Consider the following 20,989-nt stretch of genomic DNA (forward strand, 5'->3'; position numbering starts at 1 on the left):
CGGTTGGTCATTCTCTTGATTATTTTCAATATTTTTATCATTATTGTTCCACGGTAAAATATTCTGAATCCTCTCAAGAAATCCAGGATTAGAATTTGAAGATTTACCTGCTGAATCTGTAATCGTTAAGCTCCTATTAAGAACCTAAAACTTAAATATATCTTATTAAAAAATTTTTAAGTTAAGTAAAAATTACTTAAACAATAATATAAAACTTTATTTTTGATTCTTTTTAATTTTTAATACCTTTGAGGGAATCAAATGCCCTATCAATAGAATCAGTAAGAAGACTAATAACAGGCTTATCTCTCACTTTAAGATTAACAGATACGCTTTGACCAGATCTTACTTTGTAGGTATTTCCATTTTTCATCAAATATTGTTCAGAAAGACTTATGTAGGCAGGGAATCGTGGTTCTGGATTCTGATAATCAGATGGAAGTACTTCATCTCCAACAAATTTCAAATTCCCTTTAATAGATCCAAATTGAGTAAAGGGATAAGCATCTACTCTAATATCTGCTTCCATTTGATTTCTTACGAACCCAACATCATTATTTGATAAGAAAACTTTTGCCTCAACATCACCATCAGGAACTATATTCATCAAATTTTCACCCAAAGTAGACGCATATCCAATGCTTTGTGGGATTAGATTAAATACTTTACCTTTAACTGGAGAGAGAATTATAGTCTTTCTTTTGTCAAAATTGATTTCTTTAATTTTTGCTTGAATTTGTTTAACTTCAAAATTCACTTCATTAACTTTTTTCTCCTGTTGTAAATATTGGATCATCTGAATTCCACCTATTTCAGCAAGAGTTGCAACTTCTTTGAGGATATCTTCTTCTAACTTCTTAGAAATAATTAATTCTTCAAGTTTTGCCTTCAAGCTTTCCTCTCTAGCTAACAAAACGTTTGAATCAAATTCAATAAGCTTTTCTCCAGTATTAACCAATCTCCCTTCGCTTACATAAATTTTACTAATAATTCCTGAAATTGGAGATTTAATTGGTCTCTCTGCACCAATTGCTTGAAGTTCTCCTCTAGCAATAACAACCTCATCAATTCTTGAGATACAGGAGAAAATCAACCCAAATCCAAAACTACCTGCTATTGACCAAACCAGAGCTTTTGTCCACTTTGGAGGTTGTTTATAAACTAGATCTTGTCCAGTAGAATTTAAAAAGTAATCATCAGAATTAACATTCATATCTTTGGTCATAATATCTAATTTACTCTTTCATCAAAAAGGGCCTTGTAACGACCAGCCAAAGACATAAGGTCATTATGGGAACCATTTTCAACTATATTTCCATCATACAAATAAAAAATTTGGTCAGCCTCAATAAAATTATTTAATCTGTGACTAATAAAAATTACTGTTTTATTATCTGATATTTTTAATAAATTTTGTAGTATTTTCTTTTCTGATTTTATATCGAGAGAACTTGTAGCCTCATCTAATAACAATAATTTTGGACTTTGCAAAAACATTCTTGCCATTGCAATTCTCTGACGTTGTCCACCAGATAAATTTGTACCTCTTTCTCCAACTTCTGTACTATAACCAGAGGTTAATGCCTGAATAAAGTCATGAGCATCTGCTAATTTTGCGGCTTTAGAGATCTCATCAAAATCAGCTTCTGGCTTCGCTAAAGCAATATTTTGTTGAACGGTTCCTTTAAACAAAATACTATCTTGTGGAACCACTCCAATCTGTGATCTATATGAATATAAGTTTACTTTTGAGATGTCAAAATCATCAATTCTAATGATTCCATTTGTTGGGATTAAAATCTGATTTATGAGTTTAAGCAAAGTACTCTTTCCTGAACCGCTCTCACCAACAACTCCAATAAAACTTCCAGCTGGAATCTGAAAATTTATATTTTTTAAAATCAATTTACTTGTATTAGAAAATTGAAAATTTACATTTTCAAAAGCAACCTTTCCATCTATTGGTGGCATTGGAGGAAGATCCCGACCAATTATTTCAATTTCTTGAGGGGTATCAATAATATCCGAAATTCTCTCGAGAGATAAAGCTATCTCTTGGAAGTTTTGGGACATCGTGGTTAACCTCAAAATTGGACCTGTGACATATCCAGACAAAATTCTAAATGCAATTAATTGCCCAATTGTTAATTTCCCTTGTAATACAAGGACTGCTCCTGCCCAAATAACTAAAAGGCCCGAAAGTTGTGAAAGAAAATTGCTTGCAGATCCAGATATAGATTTAGTTAAAGTATTTCTGAATCCTGCCTTCATCTGTTTCCCATATAATTGCCCCCATTTCCATTCACTGGGGATCTCAATACCCTGGCCTTTAATTGTATCCACGCTTGAAATCGTCTCAACCATATGACTTTGCAAGTTAGAGTTAGCTATATTTTTTTCTCTAATTTGACGCCTTATAATTGGTGATATAGATAGAGTTAGTAATACAAAAAATGGAATAACCGCAAGAGATATAAACGTTAGTTGAATTGAATAAATCATCATTACCGCAATATAAATTATTGAAAAAACAACATCCAAGACAAGAGTAAGTGCTGTTCCGGTAAGAAATTCCCTTATTTTTTCAAGTTCACTAATTCTACTACTAGTTTCTCCTACTGTTCGTTTTGAGAAATAAGCCGAGGGCAGTCTAAGTAAATGATTAATAATTTTCCCCCCAAGGGATAGATCTATTCTATTTGAAGTATCAGAAAATAAATATGTTCTCAAAGAAGATAATAAAGCCTGAGCTAAAGCCATTGCAATTAGAAGAGTTCCTAAAACATTGAGGCTTGAGAGATTGCCTTGATTTATTACCGCATCAATTATTTGCTGTATCAAAAGAGGATTAAAAAGTGCTAATAGTTGAACAAAAAAGCTCGCTACAACAACTTGTAATAAAGGAACTTTATGTTTCTTTATTGCGGGTAAAAACCAGTAGAATCCAAATCTATTTTTAGGAGAACTTGGTGTCTTTTCTAAGTAAAGAAACTTCAATTCATTTTTAATGATAATATTTTCTAATTGATCAATCTCTATCCAGTATGGTTTGCGAGATGGATCTCCAATATAAAATTGATTATTTTTATATTTCCAAAGAATTAAAGGTCTATTCTCAAAGATAAAAACAGATGGCAGTGGAATTCTTTTAATTAGACTTTTTGAATCTGGCTTCAAGGGGGTTGTTCTTAAACCAAGAAAGTTTATTAAAGCTGCTAATTTTGAAATATTTATTTCTTCCCTATCAGAAAAATTATTTTGATCATCGATTATTCTTTTTAAGATATCTTTTTTAAAAGGCAAATCAAAAAATCGTGATAACATTCTCAAACAAGCTATGGTACTTTGACTGACTCCCGCTCCATTGAAATGAGGAAAGCTATCTTGATAATTTATGACGCCAAACATATCAGCAAGAGCTTCTTTTTTATCATTTAAATTTTTCTGATTTTCATAACCTGTAGTCTCCTTGAGCTTCGATCCAAATGATATTTTTTTATTATTTGAAAATATAGAAAGTTTTGCAGTATCTATAATCCTCGCTGGTAAATTTCCAATTACTTCTAACTTATCTCCATTACTCACAACATCCCCTTCTTTATAATTCTTGATATTATTTGAGGTTATTAGGAATTCCTTGAAATTGCTTTTAAGAATATGTTTACCAGGTTTAAATAATTGAATCTTAATTTCTTGATTTTCATTAAAGTTTTTAAGATTTTCAATTAAATCAATATTCTTAATTTTTAATTTATTTTCTAATTTAATCAAAATATTTAAAAACTCATATTTAGTAAAATCATCAAAAAATTGAAAATTAGCCTTATTATTTGCCAAAAAATTCAGGAAATAATCTGTTTGAAGATAATTCGCTTCAAGTTTGCTTGACGCTCTTAAAGAAGTTCCTCTTGTACCACAAAGTATCTGTTCTAACCCAACAATATCACCGGTTTTATATATTTTTATAGTTGATATTCCTTTATTTTTATCTTTATAAATTAATCTCAATTCTCCTTTTATTAAATGCAAAAGTCCCTTTGGATTTGAATCAAAGTCGCAAAAAACCTGACCTATGGAAAATTCAACTTTTTCAGCTTTTTGATGAAATAAATCTTTTAGTTCTTTTGGTATTTGATCAAATCTTTTCATGAAGAATTTTATTTTGTATAAAGATTAAATTTCTTCCCATCCCAACAATAAATTTTATTTTTTTCAATTATAAAATCTTGGCAATTAATATCAGATGTTATTTGTTTGATTTGCTCTTGAGAATATCCATTAAAATCTAGATTTACTTGTTCGAGTTCTTCTATTCCTTCTTCAATTTCTGATTTAAGTTCTTCCTCTTCCTCTTTTACTTCTTCAATTTCTGATTTAAGTTCTTCCTCTTCCTCTTTTACTTCTTCAATTTCTGATTTAAGTTCTTCCTCTTCCTCTTTTACTTCTTTTACTTCTTCAATTTCTGATTTAAGTTCTTCCTCTTCCTCTTTTACTTCTTCAATTTCTGATTTAAGTTCTTCCTCTTCCTCTTTTACTTCTTTTACTTCTTCAATTTCTGATTTAAGTTCTTCCTCTTCCTCTTTTACTTCTTTTACTTCTTTAACTTTCACACCTTTACTATTTAATTCATTTATATCTCGATTTACTTCTTTCCCCCAAGGTAAAAATCTCTTTAAAAATTTAAAAAATCCTGAAGAATTATCAGATGATTCATTTTTAAATTCAATAATCTCTTTTTCCTCTTCAGAAATCCTGTCCGATTTCAATGTTTCATTAGAGGATTTCTCTTCTGATTTATTAATATCTTTTACATCTTTTATTTCATTAATCTTTTTTGTATCTTTTTTCTCTTCAATTAATTTTTCTGATTTAATTTCCTCATTATTAAATTTATTAGTATTCATTTCAAATTTATTAAATTCTTGAAAGTCAATCTCACAGAGCTCATATTGGATATCTGAAACTATATCTAAATTAGAGACATCTCCTATTTGATCAAAATTATTACTACATGGAGTTATTTTTAAATCTCCAGATATTCTTTTAAGAGAAATAAGATTGTTATTGTAAAAAGATACTGCATCAATAAAAGAGTTTCTGGCAAATAGTAGATCTCTTTGATTATTTATAATTTCTCTTTGATTAGTAACTCCTGCTTCAAATCTTTTATATGATATATTTAAAATTTCTTTTTGTTTGATTACTTGAATATATGAATTTAAAATATTTTGTTTTGCAGAAGATAATTTCGTAAAAGCGTTCTCTAAATTTTCAAATATCCTAGTATTTTCTTTTTTATACTTCGCTTTAAATTCTTTTTTTCTACTAATATTTTTTTGTTTTAATTCTTTGGATCTCCCTGCATCAAATATTCTCCATTGTGAAGTCAAAGCTATAGTGTTATTAAAATTTCTTCTGTAATCATTATTTTCAACTGGAGGAGATACTTCTTCTTGTCCAAACTTATAAGAACCAGAAAGAGTATTAACAATACTAAATTTCGGCTTAATCAGGGCATTAGATTTTTTTATTTGCTTATCAGCTAATTTTATTTCTAGATCTAGTTCCTTGAGTTTTTGATTATATAGAATAGCATTTTTTTTAGTCTTTTCTAAAGAGTTATTCCAGAGACCCTTAATACTAATTTGATCATTTGTAATTGCCAAATAATTATCACTTAAACCAAGCGTATTAGAGAGTAATCTAATAGCTTCAGCTTCGTCTCTATAGAAATTATTAAGTAAAACTTTATCTCTCAATAATTGTGTTTCTGCTTCAAAAACCTCTAAACGAGGAGCCAACATTGCTTTATTTTTTATAATGGTTGACTCTAGACTCTTTTTGGAAGAATTAACCATAATTTTAGATGTATTAATTTTTGCCCTTGCAGTTTGAAGTTGATAATATTGACTTTGAGCTTTTAAATTCAAGTCTTCTATAATCATTTTTAAAGCATTTTTGGCTTTATCTACACCCAATCTTTTAATGGCAATTTCAGGCTTCCTTTCAGGATCAATTATGTCCCATTTTATTAAAGTTGAAAGTGATGTTTCAAGTTGATTAGTTTCGAAATCAGTTGCTGCATTATATCTAGGATTTCTATACTCATCTCCTATTAAATAAGATGGTAGTCCATTAGACTGAAGATCAATTGTTGGATATTTAAGTTTTAAGGTTGCCTTTAAATCATATGCAGCCTGATTAAACCTCTCAATTGCAGCAGCATATTCCAGATTATTGTTTACCAATAAATCTCTTAAATTTTCATAACTAATTTCCTTTAATTCCTTAGATTTAGACAAATAAGGATTTTCATGCTTATTATTCTGTTCAACCTGAGTAGGTTTTTGCTCCGACCTAACATTAATGAAAAGGCTACTTAATATTATTAATTTTATAAAAATAAAACTTTTCATTAAATCAACACTTTTAATTAATAAATAATTTTAATATTTTTAATTCAATAAATTCTATTAAACAATAGATGATTAAACTAAATCAAGTATATGTTTAAATCTTAAAAAAAACACATTTTAATATGGATTTTGGGTTAAATATAAACAGTAAAGAATTGGCCAAACTTGGCATTTTAGAAACCTTTTTCAAGAGAAAACTTAAATATAAATACACAAAAATTTTACAAAAATCTATTAATAATAAACAACAATTAAAAATAATTAATGACTGGAAAAAGAAGAATTCAATAAACTCAAATTCAGAACTTGAGCAATGGTTATATCTTTATGAATTAAATATGGATGAATGGATTAATTTTATAAATTCTGATTATCTTTGGACATATTGGTGTATGGACAAATATAAAGATGAACTAAATCAATACTTTATTAAAAGAAAAGATTATATAGATCTTTATTACTACACAATAATAAAGCTCAAAAATAAAGAATTCGCAGATGAAATCTATATAAGGTTAAAAGAGAAAGAATCAACATTTGAGGAAATAGTAAATAACTTTTCACCTGATAATGAAAATTTTCATGCCGAACAAATAGGGCCTATTCCAATTAATAAGATGGAAGATGCAATAGCTTCTCTTATCAAGATAGGAAATTTGAATCAATTATTCGAGCCAAAATTATCAAATGGATTTTGGTTCATTTTAAGAAAAGATAATGTTTTGAAAGCAGAATTTAATTACAATCAAAAAATCAAATTATCTCTAGAGCTAGGCGAAAAATTACTTCACAATAAATTTATAGAAAATCAAAAAAAAAGGGGCTTTAATTTTTCTTGAAAATTTAAATTTATTCCCCAACCCTCTTTTGCTAGAGGATACTTTTACAACATTGGCAATATTTACAATTCATTTATGATTAGGATGATATTTTAGATGGAAATTAAATTACTAATCAACTGCAACTTTTGTTTATTACTGTTACTAGTCCAGTATTAGTTCAATTAGTAAAAAAGTGGAATTTGATAACTTTAACTTAGTCTTTTTTTAAGTGAACCATATTTAAATAAATACCTTTTATTCAAAAAGAATAGTTAATGAAATTACATAAATCTCAAAATTATTAAAAAATGGATTTAGGAGATAAACAAAAAATTTACCAATTTTATTAAAAATACATTTGAAAAATAATGGTTAAATTATTCACAGACAAAGGATATAATAAGACTTGCAAAAATATTAATATAGTTATTCTAAAAAAAATAAAACAAATTTTTAATGTCCCAATAAAGACATTTCTTTCAATAATCTTTTTAGCTGTAACTTCTGGCTGCTCTATTTTTTCTGAAGGTAAAGATTTATCTAAAGAACTAAATAATAAATTGAACAGAGAAATCATACGTAATTTCTCTAAGGCAATATCAAAAGATCCTGTTAATTTTTTATTTTATTTAGAAAGAGGCAGAGCAAAACATGATTACGGAGATTATTTGGGAGCAATAAAGGATTTTAATAATTCATTTAGTCTCAATCCTGATGTAAAAATATTTTTTTATATGGCCAATTCAAAATACGCTTATGGAGATCATAATGGAGCAATAAAAGATTACGAAAAATTAATCTTAAAAAAGTATTTTAAGGATCAAGTTTTTTATAATATCGCCAGCTCTCATTTGATACTCTTTAACTATTTAGAAGCAATAGAAAACTACACTAAATCTATTGAATACGATCAAGATGATGAAAATGCCTATTTAAATAGAGGAAACGCAAAATTCGAACTTAGTGATTACTTAGGCTCTATAAAAGACTATAAAAAATCTATCGATATCAATAAAAAATCCTATATAGCATTCAATAATATGGGAGTTAGTAAATTTAAATTAAAAAAGTATAAGAGCGCCTTAAAAGATTTTAAAAAGTCTCTGAAACTTAATTCTAATAATTACAATACTTTTTATAATAAATCTATTACTCATTTTGAATTAAAAGAATTTAAAAAAGCTTGTATTGACTTAAAAAAGTCAAACAAGCTAGGTAAAGAAATATTCAAAGAAGAATTTTCAAAAATATGTTTTAAAAATTTTTAAATATTGAGTAATAAATAATTCTCTATTCGGCTATTAATGCCTCAAGTTCTGCTATTTCAGCTGCTAAGTTAGAAGTATCTTCTCCTGCGGCTGCCTTTTTAGACAATTGTCTTTTCTTGAAACTTAGTTTAGCTTTGGCTTGCTTTGCTTTTTTGGCTTTCTTTGCGGCTGGAGATGAACCACCACCACCACCACCACAAGCAATTAGATTATCGCTAGATAATTCATACTTAAAATTCTCCGTAAGATTATTTGCAAGAATTTCATTGCCTACAATTAAACTAAATGGAATGGCAATTAATGCTCCAAGAGTTAATTTTAAAGCTTTGTTTAACTTCATTAGATAAGATAAAATTTTATGTATTTTATAATTTTAGCTATACATTTCTTAGTAAAAAATTGATAAAAAACATATAAGTTAATATTTTTTGTATCAAATTTAGCTAAAAAATTTATCTAATTTATTATCTCTAAGATATCTTCAGAGAGTTTAGAACTTAATTTACTCGCTGCAAATTCAGTAAAATGGCTATAGTCTAAAAACCAACTGCTCTCTTCAGCCTCTAGCGAATAATCAAAATAAATTATCTTCCTATTCTTTTCTATCTCTTTAGATAAAGTTTCTCTATAATCTTTTTCAATTAAGTACATCTCCCTCTCTAATATTTTTGGAGGAAAAATGGGATTTCCAACAAGATGTTTAATACCAATCAAATATTTATAATTTTGCCCATTTAATTGTTCCTCTGATAAAGAACTAAAGTAATTTGGTGCATATACATATATATATTTGCTATCCAAATTAAGATTAGCAGTAGAACTTATATTCCTTAATGTAGATTGTATTGCATAATTTTTTATCTTCTCATATTCTTGATAATCTATATTAAGTCTCTGTTGCAAGACCTCTCTAAGATTTTTATTTTTTATATTAGTTTCTAGTTTTATTGTTAACTGTTTCTTTTCATAAATTCCTGGATTCACTTTATTTCTAGATTTAAAATCATCTATATAAGAAAGGAAATTACTGCTTTTTCTTATCGAATTTGAAAATGCAATGAATCCACTTCTTATATTTCCTAGCGAACTACTAGTTAAAGAATTTATGTAATCAATATTATTTTTATCAATCATCATGCCATTAGCAAAACTATATTCGTTTCTATATCCATTATTTTCAGATAAAAGCCTTATAAAATTCCAGAAATCTTGGATACCTCCAAAACTTACTATTAGACCCAAAGGTGGTAAGTCATCATTAAAGGGTTCAGAATTTAAATATCTAAAAGTCTCTACATGTTCCTGCCAGGTATTAAAACCTGAATAGGCAGCATTTATAAGATCAATTTTAGGATTTTCATTTCTTAAGTTTTTTTCTAACTGACTAGCAAAAGTTTTCTTATTATCAAATCCATAAAGTCCTTCTCCCATAGCGACACTATTTCCAAGAAGTAAAATGCCATATGTATCCTTTTGATTTTTGTCATGTTCGAATGGAGTCTTTATAAAACCATTTCGATCACAAATTAAAAATTTGTAATTTTCGGGATTATTGTACTTATTTTCACAATTTTCTCTCCAACCAGTTAAAGAATCATATTTTGTTCCACTAATAATTTTAGTATTTGATTTATTTATAAATAAGAAGGTTATTTCTAAAATAGAGATTATTATTGGAATCAAAATGCTTGTATAAAAGATAAATTTTATAATTTCACTTCTACTCTTCATTAGAAAAAATATAAATTTATTACTTATATATTTTAAAAATAAATATTAAATCTAACAATTCAAAATTCTTCAAATCTTATCAAAAAGAGCTAAATCGCGATATAAGTAAATGGAACAATTACTTGTACTACGCTTATTATTAAAATTACAATTATCGCCAACAAAATTGCTGTTATCAAAGCAGCCTGAATAGGTGTTGCATTTTTCCAGGCAGATAAAGTGATGTGTTTTAAAAATCGAATAAAACTAAACATTTTAAATTCTTAAGCTTTTCTTTTTAACAATCCTAAGTCACTTAAAAGATAACGTAATTTTGTTCTAGAACAAACCATAAGTCCATCAACCAAGTCAAAGCAAGTAGGATCTCCACTAACATTTAATGAAGAGTTAGCCAGTATATCAATTCCCATAGGTTCTAAAATAGATAATAACTTGTCTAGAGAAGAGTTATTTTCCACAATTTGAATACGTGCTGTTCCATCAACATGCGTTGTTGGGAATTCTAAAGAAACATTATTATCAAGACATTTGCATGTTGCACTCATAGATTTATAGCAATCATAAATTTCAGGCCTTAATTTATAATATTTTTCCGCGATTTCATATCTCATTGCTGGAGCAGTTGGTCTAAAGGGACTTCTATTCTTAATTACAGTATTTAAGTTTTTTACAGCATCTTTATTTTTTCCATCACATATTAGTGATCGGTTACCTAGTGCCCTTGGACCTGTTTCACTACACGATAAAACTGTACCAATAACTTCTCCTGAACCTATAAGTTCAGCAGCTCTTAAAAAAGCATCATCTTCATCCCTCTCTAAAATAGAAAATTCATTATGAATAATTTGCTCTGTTAGAAATCCATCATTTCTTATTTCTTGTAGAGAAGGAAATAAAGAGGGCTTAGAAATATTTAAATTACTATAGGAATTCGATTTTATATAGCAATAAAAAGCTGCTCCAATGGCACACCCAGCGTCTCCAGGGCTTGGCGGTATAATTATTTCATCTACAAAAGGCAGTTGCGCAAGACTATCAATTGATGCTGAATTCATAGAAACTCCTCCTGAAAAAAGAAATCTTCTAGAGTTAGTTATTTTATGGGCATGGATAAAAATTTTTTCAAGCAGATAAATTGTTAAATCTTGAGCTCCACGTGCTATATCTGCACATCTTTGAAAATCACTATCTCCCGGGATAAGTTGAACAAAAGGATTACGAGCAGGTCCTAATAATTCCTCTAATTTACTACTGAATGAGTTAGATGTTGAAACATGATAATCAAAATAAGTCATATCAGAAATTATTTTATTAGAGGTGGAATCCCAATCCATTAGCCTCCTTAGTAACTTTGCTGACTTACTTTTTGAATCTCCAAAAGAAGCTAATCCCATAACTTTATATTCACCTTCATTAATTGCGAAACCTAAGTAATCGGTAATACTTGAATAGAAAAGCCCTAGAGATACAGGATATGGGCATTCCCACAACTCATTAATCTCAGTCGGATCAACTATTTGACTAATTGAAGCCGTGCTTCTATCTCCAAAACCATCAACAACTACAGAGCAAATATCTTTTTTAGAATTAGAATATGCAAGAGCAGTTATTGTATGAGATAAATGGTGGTCAGAATAAATTAATTTAGTCTCTAATCCTTTAAAAGATTTTGCAAAATCATAGTAACAAGAAACTGATGAACGATTAAAGTTACGAAACTGATGAGTAAGTAGTGCTAGGCTTCTTGGCATATGCAAAGAAGCTTCTTTTACGATATGCAAGAATGCACTTAAGGGTCTTTCATAGAAAGCAACTCTTTCAATGTCTTTGACCTTAAGGTTATTAGTATCTAATAATTTTTTTATTGACCTCCTAGGGAAGGATTTATCCCCCTTGATTCGACTTAGAGACTCTTCTCTATGGAAATCAATAAGTTTTCCATTTTTATCAACTAATGCAGCAGATGATTCATGATTATATCCAGTAATACCAATAAACATTTTTAATAATTACACTTACTTTAGAGAATAGAGTTAGATGAAATATTCATAAGATTTTTACCTTCTCTTTTAAATTCATTTAAATTCAATTTCCTAGCAATAGTTCCTGCTAAATAGGCCATAGATTCATATATAGGGGTCAAAAGCCTATCAAGAAACTTTAAATTTGCATCATATATTTTTCTTGCTTTATTATTTACTGTCTCTCTCATACGGTAAATCATTAACTGCCAAGGTTGTAGAGCAGGATAGTGATTCAAGAAATATTTTTTAGCCATTCCATGATGCCGCAACTCATCTGCCATAATGTTTGAAATTATTTTTCCTTCATCAGTAATTTGGCCAACCAAAGTTAATATGTTTTCAAAAGATGATCTAGCTAAAAGTTCGTTTGTATAAACAAAAGCTATGAAGTCTTTTAATTTCATTGTATCGATCAGAAAGCCTTTATTAGAGATGTAGCCTTTTGTTATTAATGAAGGAGGAGTGAATCTAAAATTTCTGGCTGTTTCAAGTGAAGCTCTCTTACCTCTTTTAGAAAGCATTTCAAAAAAAGACTTGGCATGATTAAATTCATCTTTAGCATGCATAAAATAACCGAAAGCTTGCTTTGGTGATTCGGTTGCCTTACATGCTGCAAGCATTTCTAAAGCTGAAGCTAGCTCTGCATGTGCCGTTTCATAAAAAACAGGTAGTTCTGACTGAATCTTTTTCATCTTGTTCTAAACATTAAATAAAAACTCCATTACATCACCTTCATTTACTACATATTCTTTACCTTCACTCCTAAGCAAACCTTTATTTTTTGCATTAGCGATAGAACCTACATCAATTAAATTTTGATATGAAATAGTCTGAGCTCTAATAAATCCTTTTTCAAAATCCGTATGAATTACTCCTGCTGCTTGTGGCGCAGTCATCCCATCTTTTATAGTCCATGCTTTTGTTTCCTTTTCTCCTGTAGTGAAATAAGTTTTTAATCCAAGTAATTTATAGGTTGATCTAATTAAAGAACTTAATCCACCTTCTTCTACTCCTAAACCCATAAGGTAATCTTTTTTATCTTCTGGTTGTAGCTCTATTAATTCAGATTCAACTTGAGCAGAAATTTTTATACATTCTGTATTTTCATTACTTGCAAAACTCTGCACTTTGGATGAGAAATCATTTCCTTCAGCTAAATCATTTTCATTCAAATTTGTTGCATAAATAATTGGTTTTGCGGTAAGGAAACCTAATTGCTTAATTATTAAATTTTCTTCTTCGCTCAGAGATATTGACCTGACAGATAGTCCTTTATGTAGTTCTTCTTCAATTTTTTCTAATAAGGCATCTTCTTTTGCTGCCTCTTTACTCGTTTTAACCTGTTTTTTAATTCTCTCTCTTCTTTTTTGAAGTTGAGATAAATCAGCCAAATTCAATTCCAAATTAATAATTTCAATATCATCTAGGGGGTCCACCTTTCCGGAAACATGAATTACTTCATTATCTTCAAAGCACCTTACAACATGAACTATTGCATCAACTTCCCGTATATTTGATAAAAATTTATTACCCAAACCTTCACCTTTACTTGCTCCTTTTACAAGACCTGCAATATCTACAAATTCAATTTTTGTTGGGATAATGTTTTCACTAGAACTTAAATTACCTAGTTCCTGCAACCTTTGATCTGGGACTGATACTATACCTTTATTAGGTTCAATAGTACAAAAAGGGAAATTGGCAGCTTGGGCTTTAGCATTCTCTACAAGTGCATTAAATAAAGTTGATTTTCCAACATTTGGTAATCCAATAATACCTGCTTTTAACATTTTAAAAAATTTGTGGAAAAATTATCAAAAAAACATCTTCTAGTAATATAGTATTTACTTAACCAATCTTGGATAAGTTAATTATAATCGTCTTGATTATTTATTTAGTTTCTAAATATTCTCAATTGCTAGTCTTCAAAAGAAATGCTTGATTTAATTAAAAAAAATATAAACCTAAGAAGTGGAATTATATTGCTTTCTTTAGCTATATTTTTTGTTTTCATAACAAATTCCTTCAAGAAAAATAAATCAAAAGATATCTCTGACTTTGTAGTTCAAGTTGAAAAAGGAATCCTATCTGATTCAATTAATACTAGTGGTGAAGTAAAAGCAATTAGAACAAGTAATATTGGGCCTAGGAAGCAAGGTGTAATTAAAGAAATTAAAGTAGAGGAGGGAGATCTTGTAGAAAAAGGTCAGGTTTTAGCTTCTCTTGATGATGAAGACTTCATATATAAAATTGAAGAATTTGAATTAAATGTAAAAAAACTAAAATCTGAATTTTTAAGGAGGGAATACTTATATCAAGAAGGTGCAGTAAGCAAAGAAGATTATGAAGGCTATAAAAATAACTACAACATTAGTAGAGCCAAACTTAATGATGCAAAAGCTGAAAAAAGTTTCTATCTAATTAAAGCGCCCTATGGAGGAAAGATAACTGCAAAATATGCAGAGGTAGGATCTTATATTACTCCAAGTACAAATTTAAGTTCAGACTCTAAAACCAAAAATTTTATTTTTGAACTATCGGAGGGGCTCGAAATTGTTGCCAAAGTTCCTGAGAGTGACATTGGCAGAATAAAAACAGGTCAAGAAGCTTCTGTAAGAATTGAGGCTTATCCCTCAAAAAAATATACTGCCATAGTTAAAAAAATAGCTACAAGAGCTGTAAAAGATAATAATGTAACCTCATTTGAAGTAACTTTAAATTTTAAAAATATTTCTGAAGAAATTAAAATTGGAATGACTGCTGATCTTGAATTTAGAGTTGAAGGTAATGAAGAGAAAATCCTAGTGCCAACAGTTTCTATTGTCACAGAAAAAGGTGAAAAGGGAATTTTAAAAGTCGATGAAAACAATTCTCCAAAATTTGAAAAAATCGAAATTGGTATTAGTAGTGGAAATAAAACATCAGTTATTGATGGATTAGAACCTGGAGAGAAAATCTTTATTGATATTCCACCTTGGGCTAAGAAAAGAAAATGAGTTTAAAAACTGAAAACTCTAAAAAACCAATTTTACTTTTAGTCGATGGACATTCACTTGCTTTTAGAAGCTTCTATGCATTTAGCAAAGGGATTGATGGAGGTTTAACTACAAAAGAGGGGTTCCCAACAAGTGTCACTTATGGATTTCTAAAAAGCCTTATGGATAATTGCAAAAATATTAGTCCTGAGGGTGTATGTATTACTTTTGATACAGAAAAACCTACTTTCAGGCATGAATTAGATCCAAATTATAAGGCAAATAGAGATGTGGCACCTGATGTTTTTTTTCAGGATATTGAACAACTAGAAATCATCTTAGAAGAAAGTCTTAATTTACCAATTTTTAAATGTCCAGGTTATGAAGCAGATGATCTCCTAGGAACGATTGCAAATGACGCTTCTTCTAAAGGATGGTGCGTGAATATTCTTTCTGGAGATAGGGACTTATTTCAATTAGTTGATGATCAAAAAGATATTTATGTCCTTTATATGGGTGGTGGTCCATATGCGAAAAGTGGAAATCCAACCCTTATTAATGAAAATGGAGTAAAAGAAAAATTAGGTGTTGCCCCAGAAAGAGTAGTAGATCTAAAAGCTCTTACGGGTGATAGTTCTGATAATATTCCGGGTATTAAAGGGGTGGGTCCAAAAACTGCAATTAATTTGCTTAAAGAAAACTACACACTTGATGGAATCTATCAAGCTTTAGATAAGATTCTACAGAATAATGATAAAAAATATAAAGGATGCATCAAAGGTTCAATTATAGAAAAACTCAAAAATGATAAGCATAATGCTTTTCTTTCCAGGGATTTAGCAAAAATCAATACTGAAGTACCTTTAATATTAAGTGATGGTTATGAATTAAAAAATATAAATCAAGAACTTCTTTCAGAGTCATTGCAAAAACTAGAATTATCAACATTACTAAGGCAAATTGATATTTTCAATTCAACTTTTAGCAAAGGTGGTTTTGACAAAAACAATTTAGCTAAAGAGGATGAGAAAGATTCAAAATTCTCTAGTAAAAATGAATTAGAAAATATTGAAAATAAAATTCCTAAAATCAAAGTAGCTGTTGTAAATGATTTTGAATTACTTGATAAATTAATTCAAAGATTAGACAAGACCAATGGGATAGTTTCTTTAGATACAGAGACCAATAGTTTAAATCCAATCGATGCAGAGCTTGTCGGGATAGGGTTATGTCTTGGAGAAGAAACTGATGATTTATTTTATATACCTCTTGGTCATCAAACAAAAAAAGAGACTCCCAATCAATTATCAATTGAAGATGTTTTCTCAAAACTAAGAACTTGGATAGAAGATCCAAAAAAAGAAAAAGCACTCCAAAATTCTAAATTTGATAGGCAAATATTTTTTAATCATGGACTTGATCTTAAAGGCGTAACCTTTGACACCTTGTTAGCAGACTACCTTCTAAATAATCAGGAGAAGCATGGGTTAAGTGAAATTAGTTTTAGATTATTTGGATTTAAGCCCCCTTCATTTAAAGAAACAGTTGGTAAAAATAAAGACTTTTCATTCGTTGATATTGATGAAGCAAGCATTTACTGCGGTTATGATGTATTTCTAACTTTTAAGATTGTCAAAAATTTTAAAGAAAGATTTTCAACAGAAAAAAATGAATTAATCAAATTGTTCGAAGAAATCGAGCTGCCCTTAGAGCCGGTATTGTCTCAAATGGAAATGAATGGAATAACCATCGACATCCCTTATTTACATAAACTCTCAAAAGAACTAAAAAGTACCTTAGAAGATATTGAAAGTAAAGTTTATGAATTAGCAGAGGAGACTTTTAATCTATCTTCACCAAAACAACTTGGTGAGATCTTGTTTGAAAAATTAAATTTGGATAAGAAAAAATCACGGAAAACAAAAACAGGATGGAGTACAGATGCAGTAGTTCTTGAAAGATTAATCGACGAACATGAAATAATCCAACATTTAATAAAACACAGAACTCTTAGCAAATTACTTAGCACCTATATTGATGCTCTTCCAAATCTTATTAACGAAAAGACAGGAAGAGTTCATACAAACTTTAATCAAGCTGCTACAGCTACTGGGAGACTAAGTAGTAGCAATCCTAATCTTCAAAATATCCCGATCAGGACTGAATTTAGTAGGAGAATCAGAAAAGCATTCTTGCCTGAAAAAAATTGGAAACTTTTATCAGCTGATTATTCTCAGATCGAATTAAGAATACTTGCTCACTTAGCGGATGAAGAAATACTAATTAATGCGTTTCATAAAAATGATGACATTCATTCTTTGACTGCAAGATTAATTTTCGAGAAAGAAGAAATATCATCCGACGAAAGGAGAGTTGGGAAAACAATAAATTTTGGAGTTATCTATGGTATGGGGATAAAAAAGTTTGCCCGTTCAACAGGAGTAAGTACTCCAGAGGCAAAAGAATTCCTAATAAAATACAAAGAAAGATATTCAAAAATTTTCAAATTTCTTGAACTCCAAGAAAGGCTTGCCTTATCAAAAGGTTATGTAAAAACAATTTTTGGTCGAAAAAGAGAATTTAAGTTTGATAAAAATGGACTTGGAAGATTAATAGGGAAAGATCCTTACGAAATTGACCTGCAATCTGCAAGAAGGGCTGGCATGGAAGCACAGTCATTAAGAGCCGCAGCTAATGCACCAATTCAGGGTTCAAGTGCAGACATTATTAAAATTGCAATGGTTCAACTAAATAAGAAATTCATAGAAATGAATGTTCCCGCAAAAATGCTTTTACAAGTACATGATGAATTACTGTTTGAAGTTGAACTAGATTCTTTGGAATTTACGACGAAATTAGTAAAGAAGACTATGGAAGATTGTGTAAAATTAAATGTGCCTCTTTTAGTTGATATTGGTATTGGAGACAATTGGATGGAGACAAAATAAACCTTATGAAATACTTAATTTAAGATGATCAAACTTTTTAATACTTTAAGCAAAAGAGTTGAGGTTTTTAAGCCTATTGATGATGTAGTAAAAATTTATTGTTGTGGAGTAACTGTTTATGATTTATGTCATCTTGGTCATGCCAGAAGTTATATAGCTTGGGATGTATTGAGAAGATTTTTAATTTACAGTGATTTCAAAGTGAAGTATGTTCAAAATTTTACAGATATTGATGACAAAATCTTAAAAAGAGCTAAAGAAGAAAGCAGTTCAATGAAGGAAGTATCTGAAAAAAATATCATTGAATTTCATAAAGATATGGATTCTTTAGGAATAATGCGTCCGGATAGTATGCCAAGAGCAACGAATCATATATGCAATATCTGCTCCTTCATAACAATCCTTGAGGACAAAGGTTATGCATACTCTAGGGATGGAGATGTTTATTATTCTGTTTTTAAAAATAAAAATTATGGAAAGCTAAGTAATCAAAATATACAAGAACAAAATATCAATCAGCAAGGAAGAATGGCTAATAATGAAAATAGTAAAAAACTTAATCCGCAAGATTTTGCACTATGGAAAAAAGCCAAAGATGATGAACCATTTTTTGATTCACCATGGGGAAAAGGTAGGCCAGGATGGCATATTGAATGTTCGGCGATGGTTAAAGATGAATTAGGAGATACTATTGATATTCATTTAGGTGGTTCTGATTTGATTTTTCCACATCATGAGAATGAAATCGCCCAATCAGAAGCAGCCAATGGCAAAAAGCTAGCGAACTATTGGTTACACAATGGGATGGTCAATGTAAATGGACAAAAGATGAGTAAATCCCTTAAAAATTTTAAAACTATCAGAGAGCTAATTAATTCAGGTATAAGCCCTATGACTTTGCGATATTTTGTTATGACTGTGAATTATAGAAAACCACTTGATTTTACTGAAGAAGCTTTAAGGAGTGCTTCAGAAGCTTGGAAAAACATTAATGTAGCCCTTTCTTTTATGGACCTTACAAAAGGTGCTTTTAGATCTATTAATAAAAATGAATCTATCGAAGAAGAATATAAAGAGAAAATAAGCTTTGAATTATCTCAAAAAAAGCTTAAATTTTCTGAGGCTCTGGGAAATGACCTTAATACAGCAGGTGCTATTGCAATTATTTACGATTTAGCAAAACCATTAAAAAACTTTTTAAACCAATTTCAAAGGGTCGAAGGTTTTAAAATAGACCTAAATGAAAAATTCTTTCTACTTGAGAATTTTAAAACTCTTGAAAAGTTGACTGAGGTACTTGGTCTAAAAAAAGAAGTTTTAGTAAAAGAAAGTAAAATAACAGAAGAAGAAATATCAACGCTTATTAATGAAAGATTGAAAGCAAAAAAGGAAAAGAATTATACGAAGGCTGATGAAATTAGGAATTTGTTAAAAGAAAAAGGTATTGAACTTATTGATCAATCAAAGGATATAACAACATGGATAAGGGTCTAAATTTTAAGAAAAAAACCAATTTGAAATTTTTGTTTTTTAAATACACCTTTAAATGGGAAGATATTAGAAATATAAGAGAAAATTGAAATACATTACTGTGCTCGGTTCTACTGGTTCAATTGGGACTCAAACTCTCGAAATAGCTAGTGAGCAGCCTGATAAGTTTAAAGCCGTAGCTCTTTCGGCAGGAAGAAATATTAATTTATTAACCGAACAAGTTAAAACACATAAACCAGAAGTAGTTGCGATTGAGGATGAAAATCTTATAGAAGATTTAAAAGATAATATTAATAACTTAAATTTGGATAGTGCTCCCTTGGTTTTGAGTGGGAAGGAGGGGATTAACACAGTTGCAGCATGGGATAAAGCAGATACTGTAGTTACAGGAATAGTAGGCTGTGCAGGCTTAATTCCAACAATGTCAGCAATTAATGCGGGTAAAAATATTGCACTTGCTAACAAAGAAACTTTAATTGCGGCAGGGCCAATTGTTATTCCTGCATTAAAGAAAAATAATAGTAGGCTTTTACCTGCTGATTCAGAACACTCTGCTATATTTCAATGTTTACAAGGATTACCCAATTATGAAAATGCAGATTTTTCAACAGGAGAGATCCCTAAAGGTTTAAAAGCTATACATTTAACAGCTTCTGGTGGTGCTTTCAGAGATTGGGCAGTTGAGGATTTAAAGCATGTCACAGTGGAAGATGCGACTTCACATCCTAATTGGGATATGGGGAAAAAAATAACTGTAGATTCTGCAACTCTTATGAATAAAGGATTAGAAGTTATAGAAGCTCATTATTTATTTGGGACCTCTTACGAAAATATCGAAATAGTTATCCACCCTCAAAGTATTATTCATTCAATGATTGAGATGGAAGATTCTTCAGTATTAGCTCAATTAGGTTGGCCGGATATGAAACTACCTATTTTATATGCGATGAGTTGGCCTGAAAGATTTAAAACAAATTGGAAAAGATTAAACCTAAGTGAAATTGGAAAATTAACTTTTAAAGATCCAGACGAGTTTAAATATCCATGCATGGGACTTGCCTATGCCGCAGGAAAATCTTCTGGGACTATGCCTGCAGTCTTAAATGCTGCTAATGAAATGGCTGTTGAACAATTCCTTAAAGAAAAAATTTCTTTTCAAGAAATTCCGACATTTATAAGTAAAGCTTGCGAATCACATATGGAGAATTTGAATTTGAGTCCCGAATTGGAGGATATTCTTGAAGTAGACAATTGGGCCAGACTTTTTGTTGAGCAAGAAATTAAAAAAGGAAAAAAATACGTAAGTATTGGATAA

The 20,989-nt window shown here is 29.6% G+C and carries 15 protein-coding genes; 6 read left to right on the top strand and 9 right to left on the bottom strand.

Annotated elements, in window-relative coordinates:
* Positions 1 to 232: 232 nt before the first annotated feature.
* Genes HA143_RS06590 through HA143_RS06600 form a run of 3 tightly spaced genes read right to left on the bottom strand, consistent with a single transcriptional unit; the run spans position 233 to position 6,416 of the window.
* Positions 233 to 1,213 (bottom strand): HlyD family efflux transporter periplasmic adaptor subunit, encoded by a 981-nt coding sequence (locus HA143_RS06590; protein WP_209084810.1) that lies wholly within the window; start codon positions 1,211 to 1,213, stop codon positions 233 to 235.
* 17 nt (positions 1,214 to 1,230) lie between these two features.
* Positions 1,231 to 4,149 carry an ABC transporter transmembrane domain-containing protein gene (locus tag HA143_RS06595; RefSeq protein WP_209084813.1) on the bottom strand — a complete coding sequence of 973 codons (2,919 nt, stop codon included), beginning with the start codon at positions 4,147 to 4,149 and terminating at the stop codon, positions 1,231 to 1,233.
* Between the two features lie 8 nt (positions 4,150 to 4,157).
* Complete coding sequence (locus HA143_RS06600) at positions 4,158 to 6,416, bottom strand: TolC family protein (protein ID WP_209084815.1); 2,259 nt, start codon at positions 6,414 to 6,416, stop codon at positions 4,158 to 4,160.
* Positions 6,417 to 6,538: 122 nt separating this feature from the next.
* On the opposite strand from HA143_RS06600, the gene HA143_RS06605 reads away from it, so the two are divergent.
* Entirely contained in the window at positions 6,539 to 7,255 is a 717-nt protein-coding gene (locus HA143_RS06605) for a hypothetical protein (RefSeq protein WP_209084817.1), read from the top strand.
* 350 nt (positions 7,256 to 7,605) lie between these two features.
* Positions 7,606 to 8,505 carry a tetratricopeptide repeat protein gene (locus tag HA143_RS06610; protein WP_209084819.1) on the top strand — a complete coding sequence of 300 codons (900 nt, stop codon included), beginning with the start codon at positions 7,606 to 7,608 and terminating at the stop codon, positions 8,503 to 8,505.
* A gap of 22 nt (positions 8,506 to 8,527) precedes the next feature.
* Here HA143_RS06610 and HA143_RS06615 read toward each other — a convergent pair whose 3' ends face one another.
* From HA143_RS06615 to ychF, 6 genes are all read right to left on the bottom strand, one after another.
* Complete coding sequence (locus HA143_RS06615) at positions 8,528 to 8,845, bottom strand: hypothetical protein (RefSeq protein ID WP_209084821.1); 318 nt, start codon at positions 8,843 to 8,845, stop codon at positions 8,528 to 8,530.
* 116 nt (positions 8,846 to 8,961) lie between these two features.
* Complete coding sequence (locus tag HA143_RS06620; RefSeq protein ID WP_209084823.1) at positions 8,962 to 10,236, bottom strand: hypothetical protein; 1,275 nt, start codon at positions 10,234 to 10,236, stop codon at positions 8,962 to 8,964.
* Between the two features lie 89 nt (positions 10,237 to 10,325).
* A complete protein-coding gene (locus HA143_RS06625) occupies positions 10,326 to 10,490 on the bottom strand; it encodes a hypothetical protein (protein ID WP_209084825.1) in 165 nt (54 codons plus the stop codon).
* A gap of 9 nt (positions 10,491 to 10,499) precedes the next feature.
* Positions 10,500 to 12,236 (bottom strand): carbamoyltransferase C-terminal domain-containing protein, encoded by a 1,737-nt coding sequence (locus HA143_RS06630; protein WP_209084827.1) that lies wholly within the window; start codon positions 12,234 to 12,236, stop codon positions 10,500 to 10,502.
* Positions 12,237 to 12,256: 20 nt separating this feature from the next.
* On the bottom strand, positions 12,257 to 12,952 hold the full coding sequence (locus HA143_RS06635; RefSeq protein ID WP_209084829.1) for a hypothetical protein: 696 nt from the start codon (positions 12,950 to 12,952) through the stop codon (positions 12,257 to 12,259).
* Positions 12,953 to 12,958: 6 nt separating this feature from the next.
* Positions 12,959 to 14,050 carry a redox-regulated ATPase YchF gene (gene ychF / locus HA143_RS06640; RefSeq protein WP_209084840.1) on the bottom strand — a complete coding sequence of 364 codons (1,092 nt, stop codon included), beginning with the start codon at positions 14,048 to 14,050 and terminating at the stop codon, positions 12,959 to 12,961.
* Positions 14,051 to 14,194: 144 nt separating this feature from the next.
* Here ychF and HA143_RS06645 point away from each other — a divergent pair, with 144 nt between their 5' ends.
* The 4 genes from HA143_RS06645 (at position 14,195) to HA143_RS06660 (ending at position 20,989) form a co-directional block, all read left to right on the top strand.
* Positions 14,195 to 15,256 (top strand): efflux RND transporter periplasmic adaptor subunit, encoded by a 1,062-nt coding sequence (locus HA143_RS06645; RefSeq protein ID WP_209084841.1) that lies wholly within the window; start codon positions 14,195 to 14,197, stop codon positions 15,254 to 15,256.
* Positions 15,253 to 18,183 carry a DNA polymerase I gene (polA, locus tag HA143_RS06650; RefSeq protein WP_209084842.1) on the top strand — a complete coding sequence of 977 codons (2,931 nt, stop codon included), beginning with the start codon at positions 15,253 to 15,255 and terminating at the stop codon, positions 18,181 to 18,183. Before HA143_RS06645 ends, polA begins: the two co-directional genes overlap by 4 nt.
* A 24-nt stretch (positions 18,184 to 18,207) precedes the next feature.
* Positions 18,208 to 19,677, top strand: coding sequence for a cysteine--tRNA ligase (gene cysS / locus HA143_RS06655; RefSeq protein WP_209084843.1), 1,470 nt, complete (start codon positions 18,208 to 18,210; stop codon positions 19,675 to 19,677).
* Positions 19,678 to 19,759: 82 nt separating this feature from the next.
* Positions 19,760 to 20,989, top strand: a complete 1,230-nt coding sequence (locus HA143_RS06660) for a 1-deoxy-D-xylulose-5-phosphate reductoisomerase (protein WP_209084844.1) — start codon at positions 19,760 to 19,762, stop codon at positions 20,987 to 20,989.

Source organism: Prochlorococcus marinus CUG1415 (genome assembly GCF_017696015.1).
Classification (GTDB): Bacteria; Cyanobacteriota; Cyanobacteriia; order PCC-6307; family Cyanobiaceae; genus Prochlorococcus_A; species Prochlorococcus_A marinus_AE.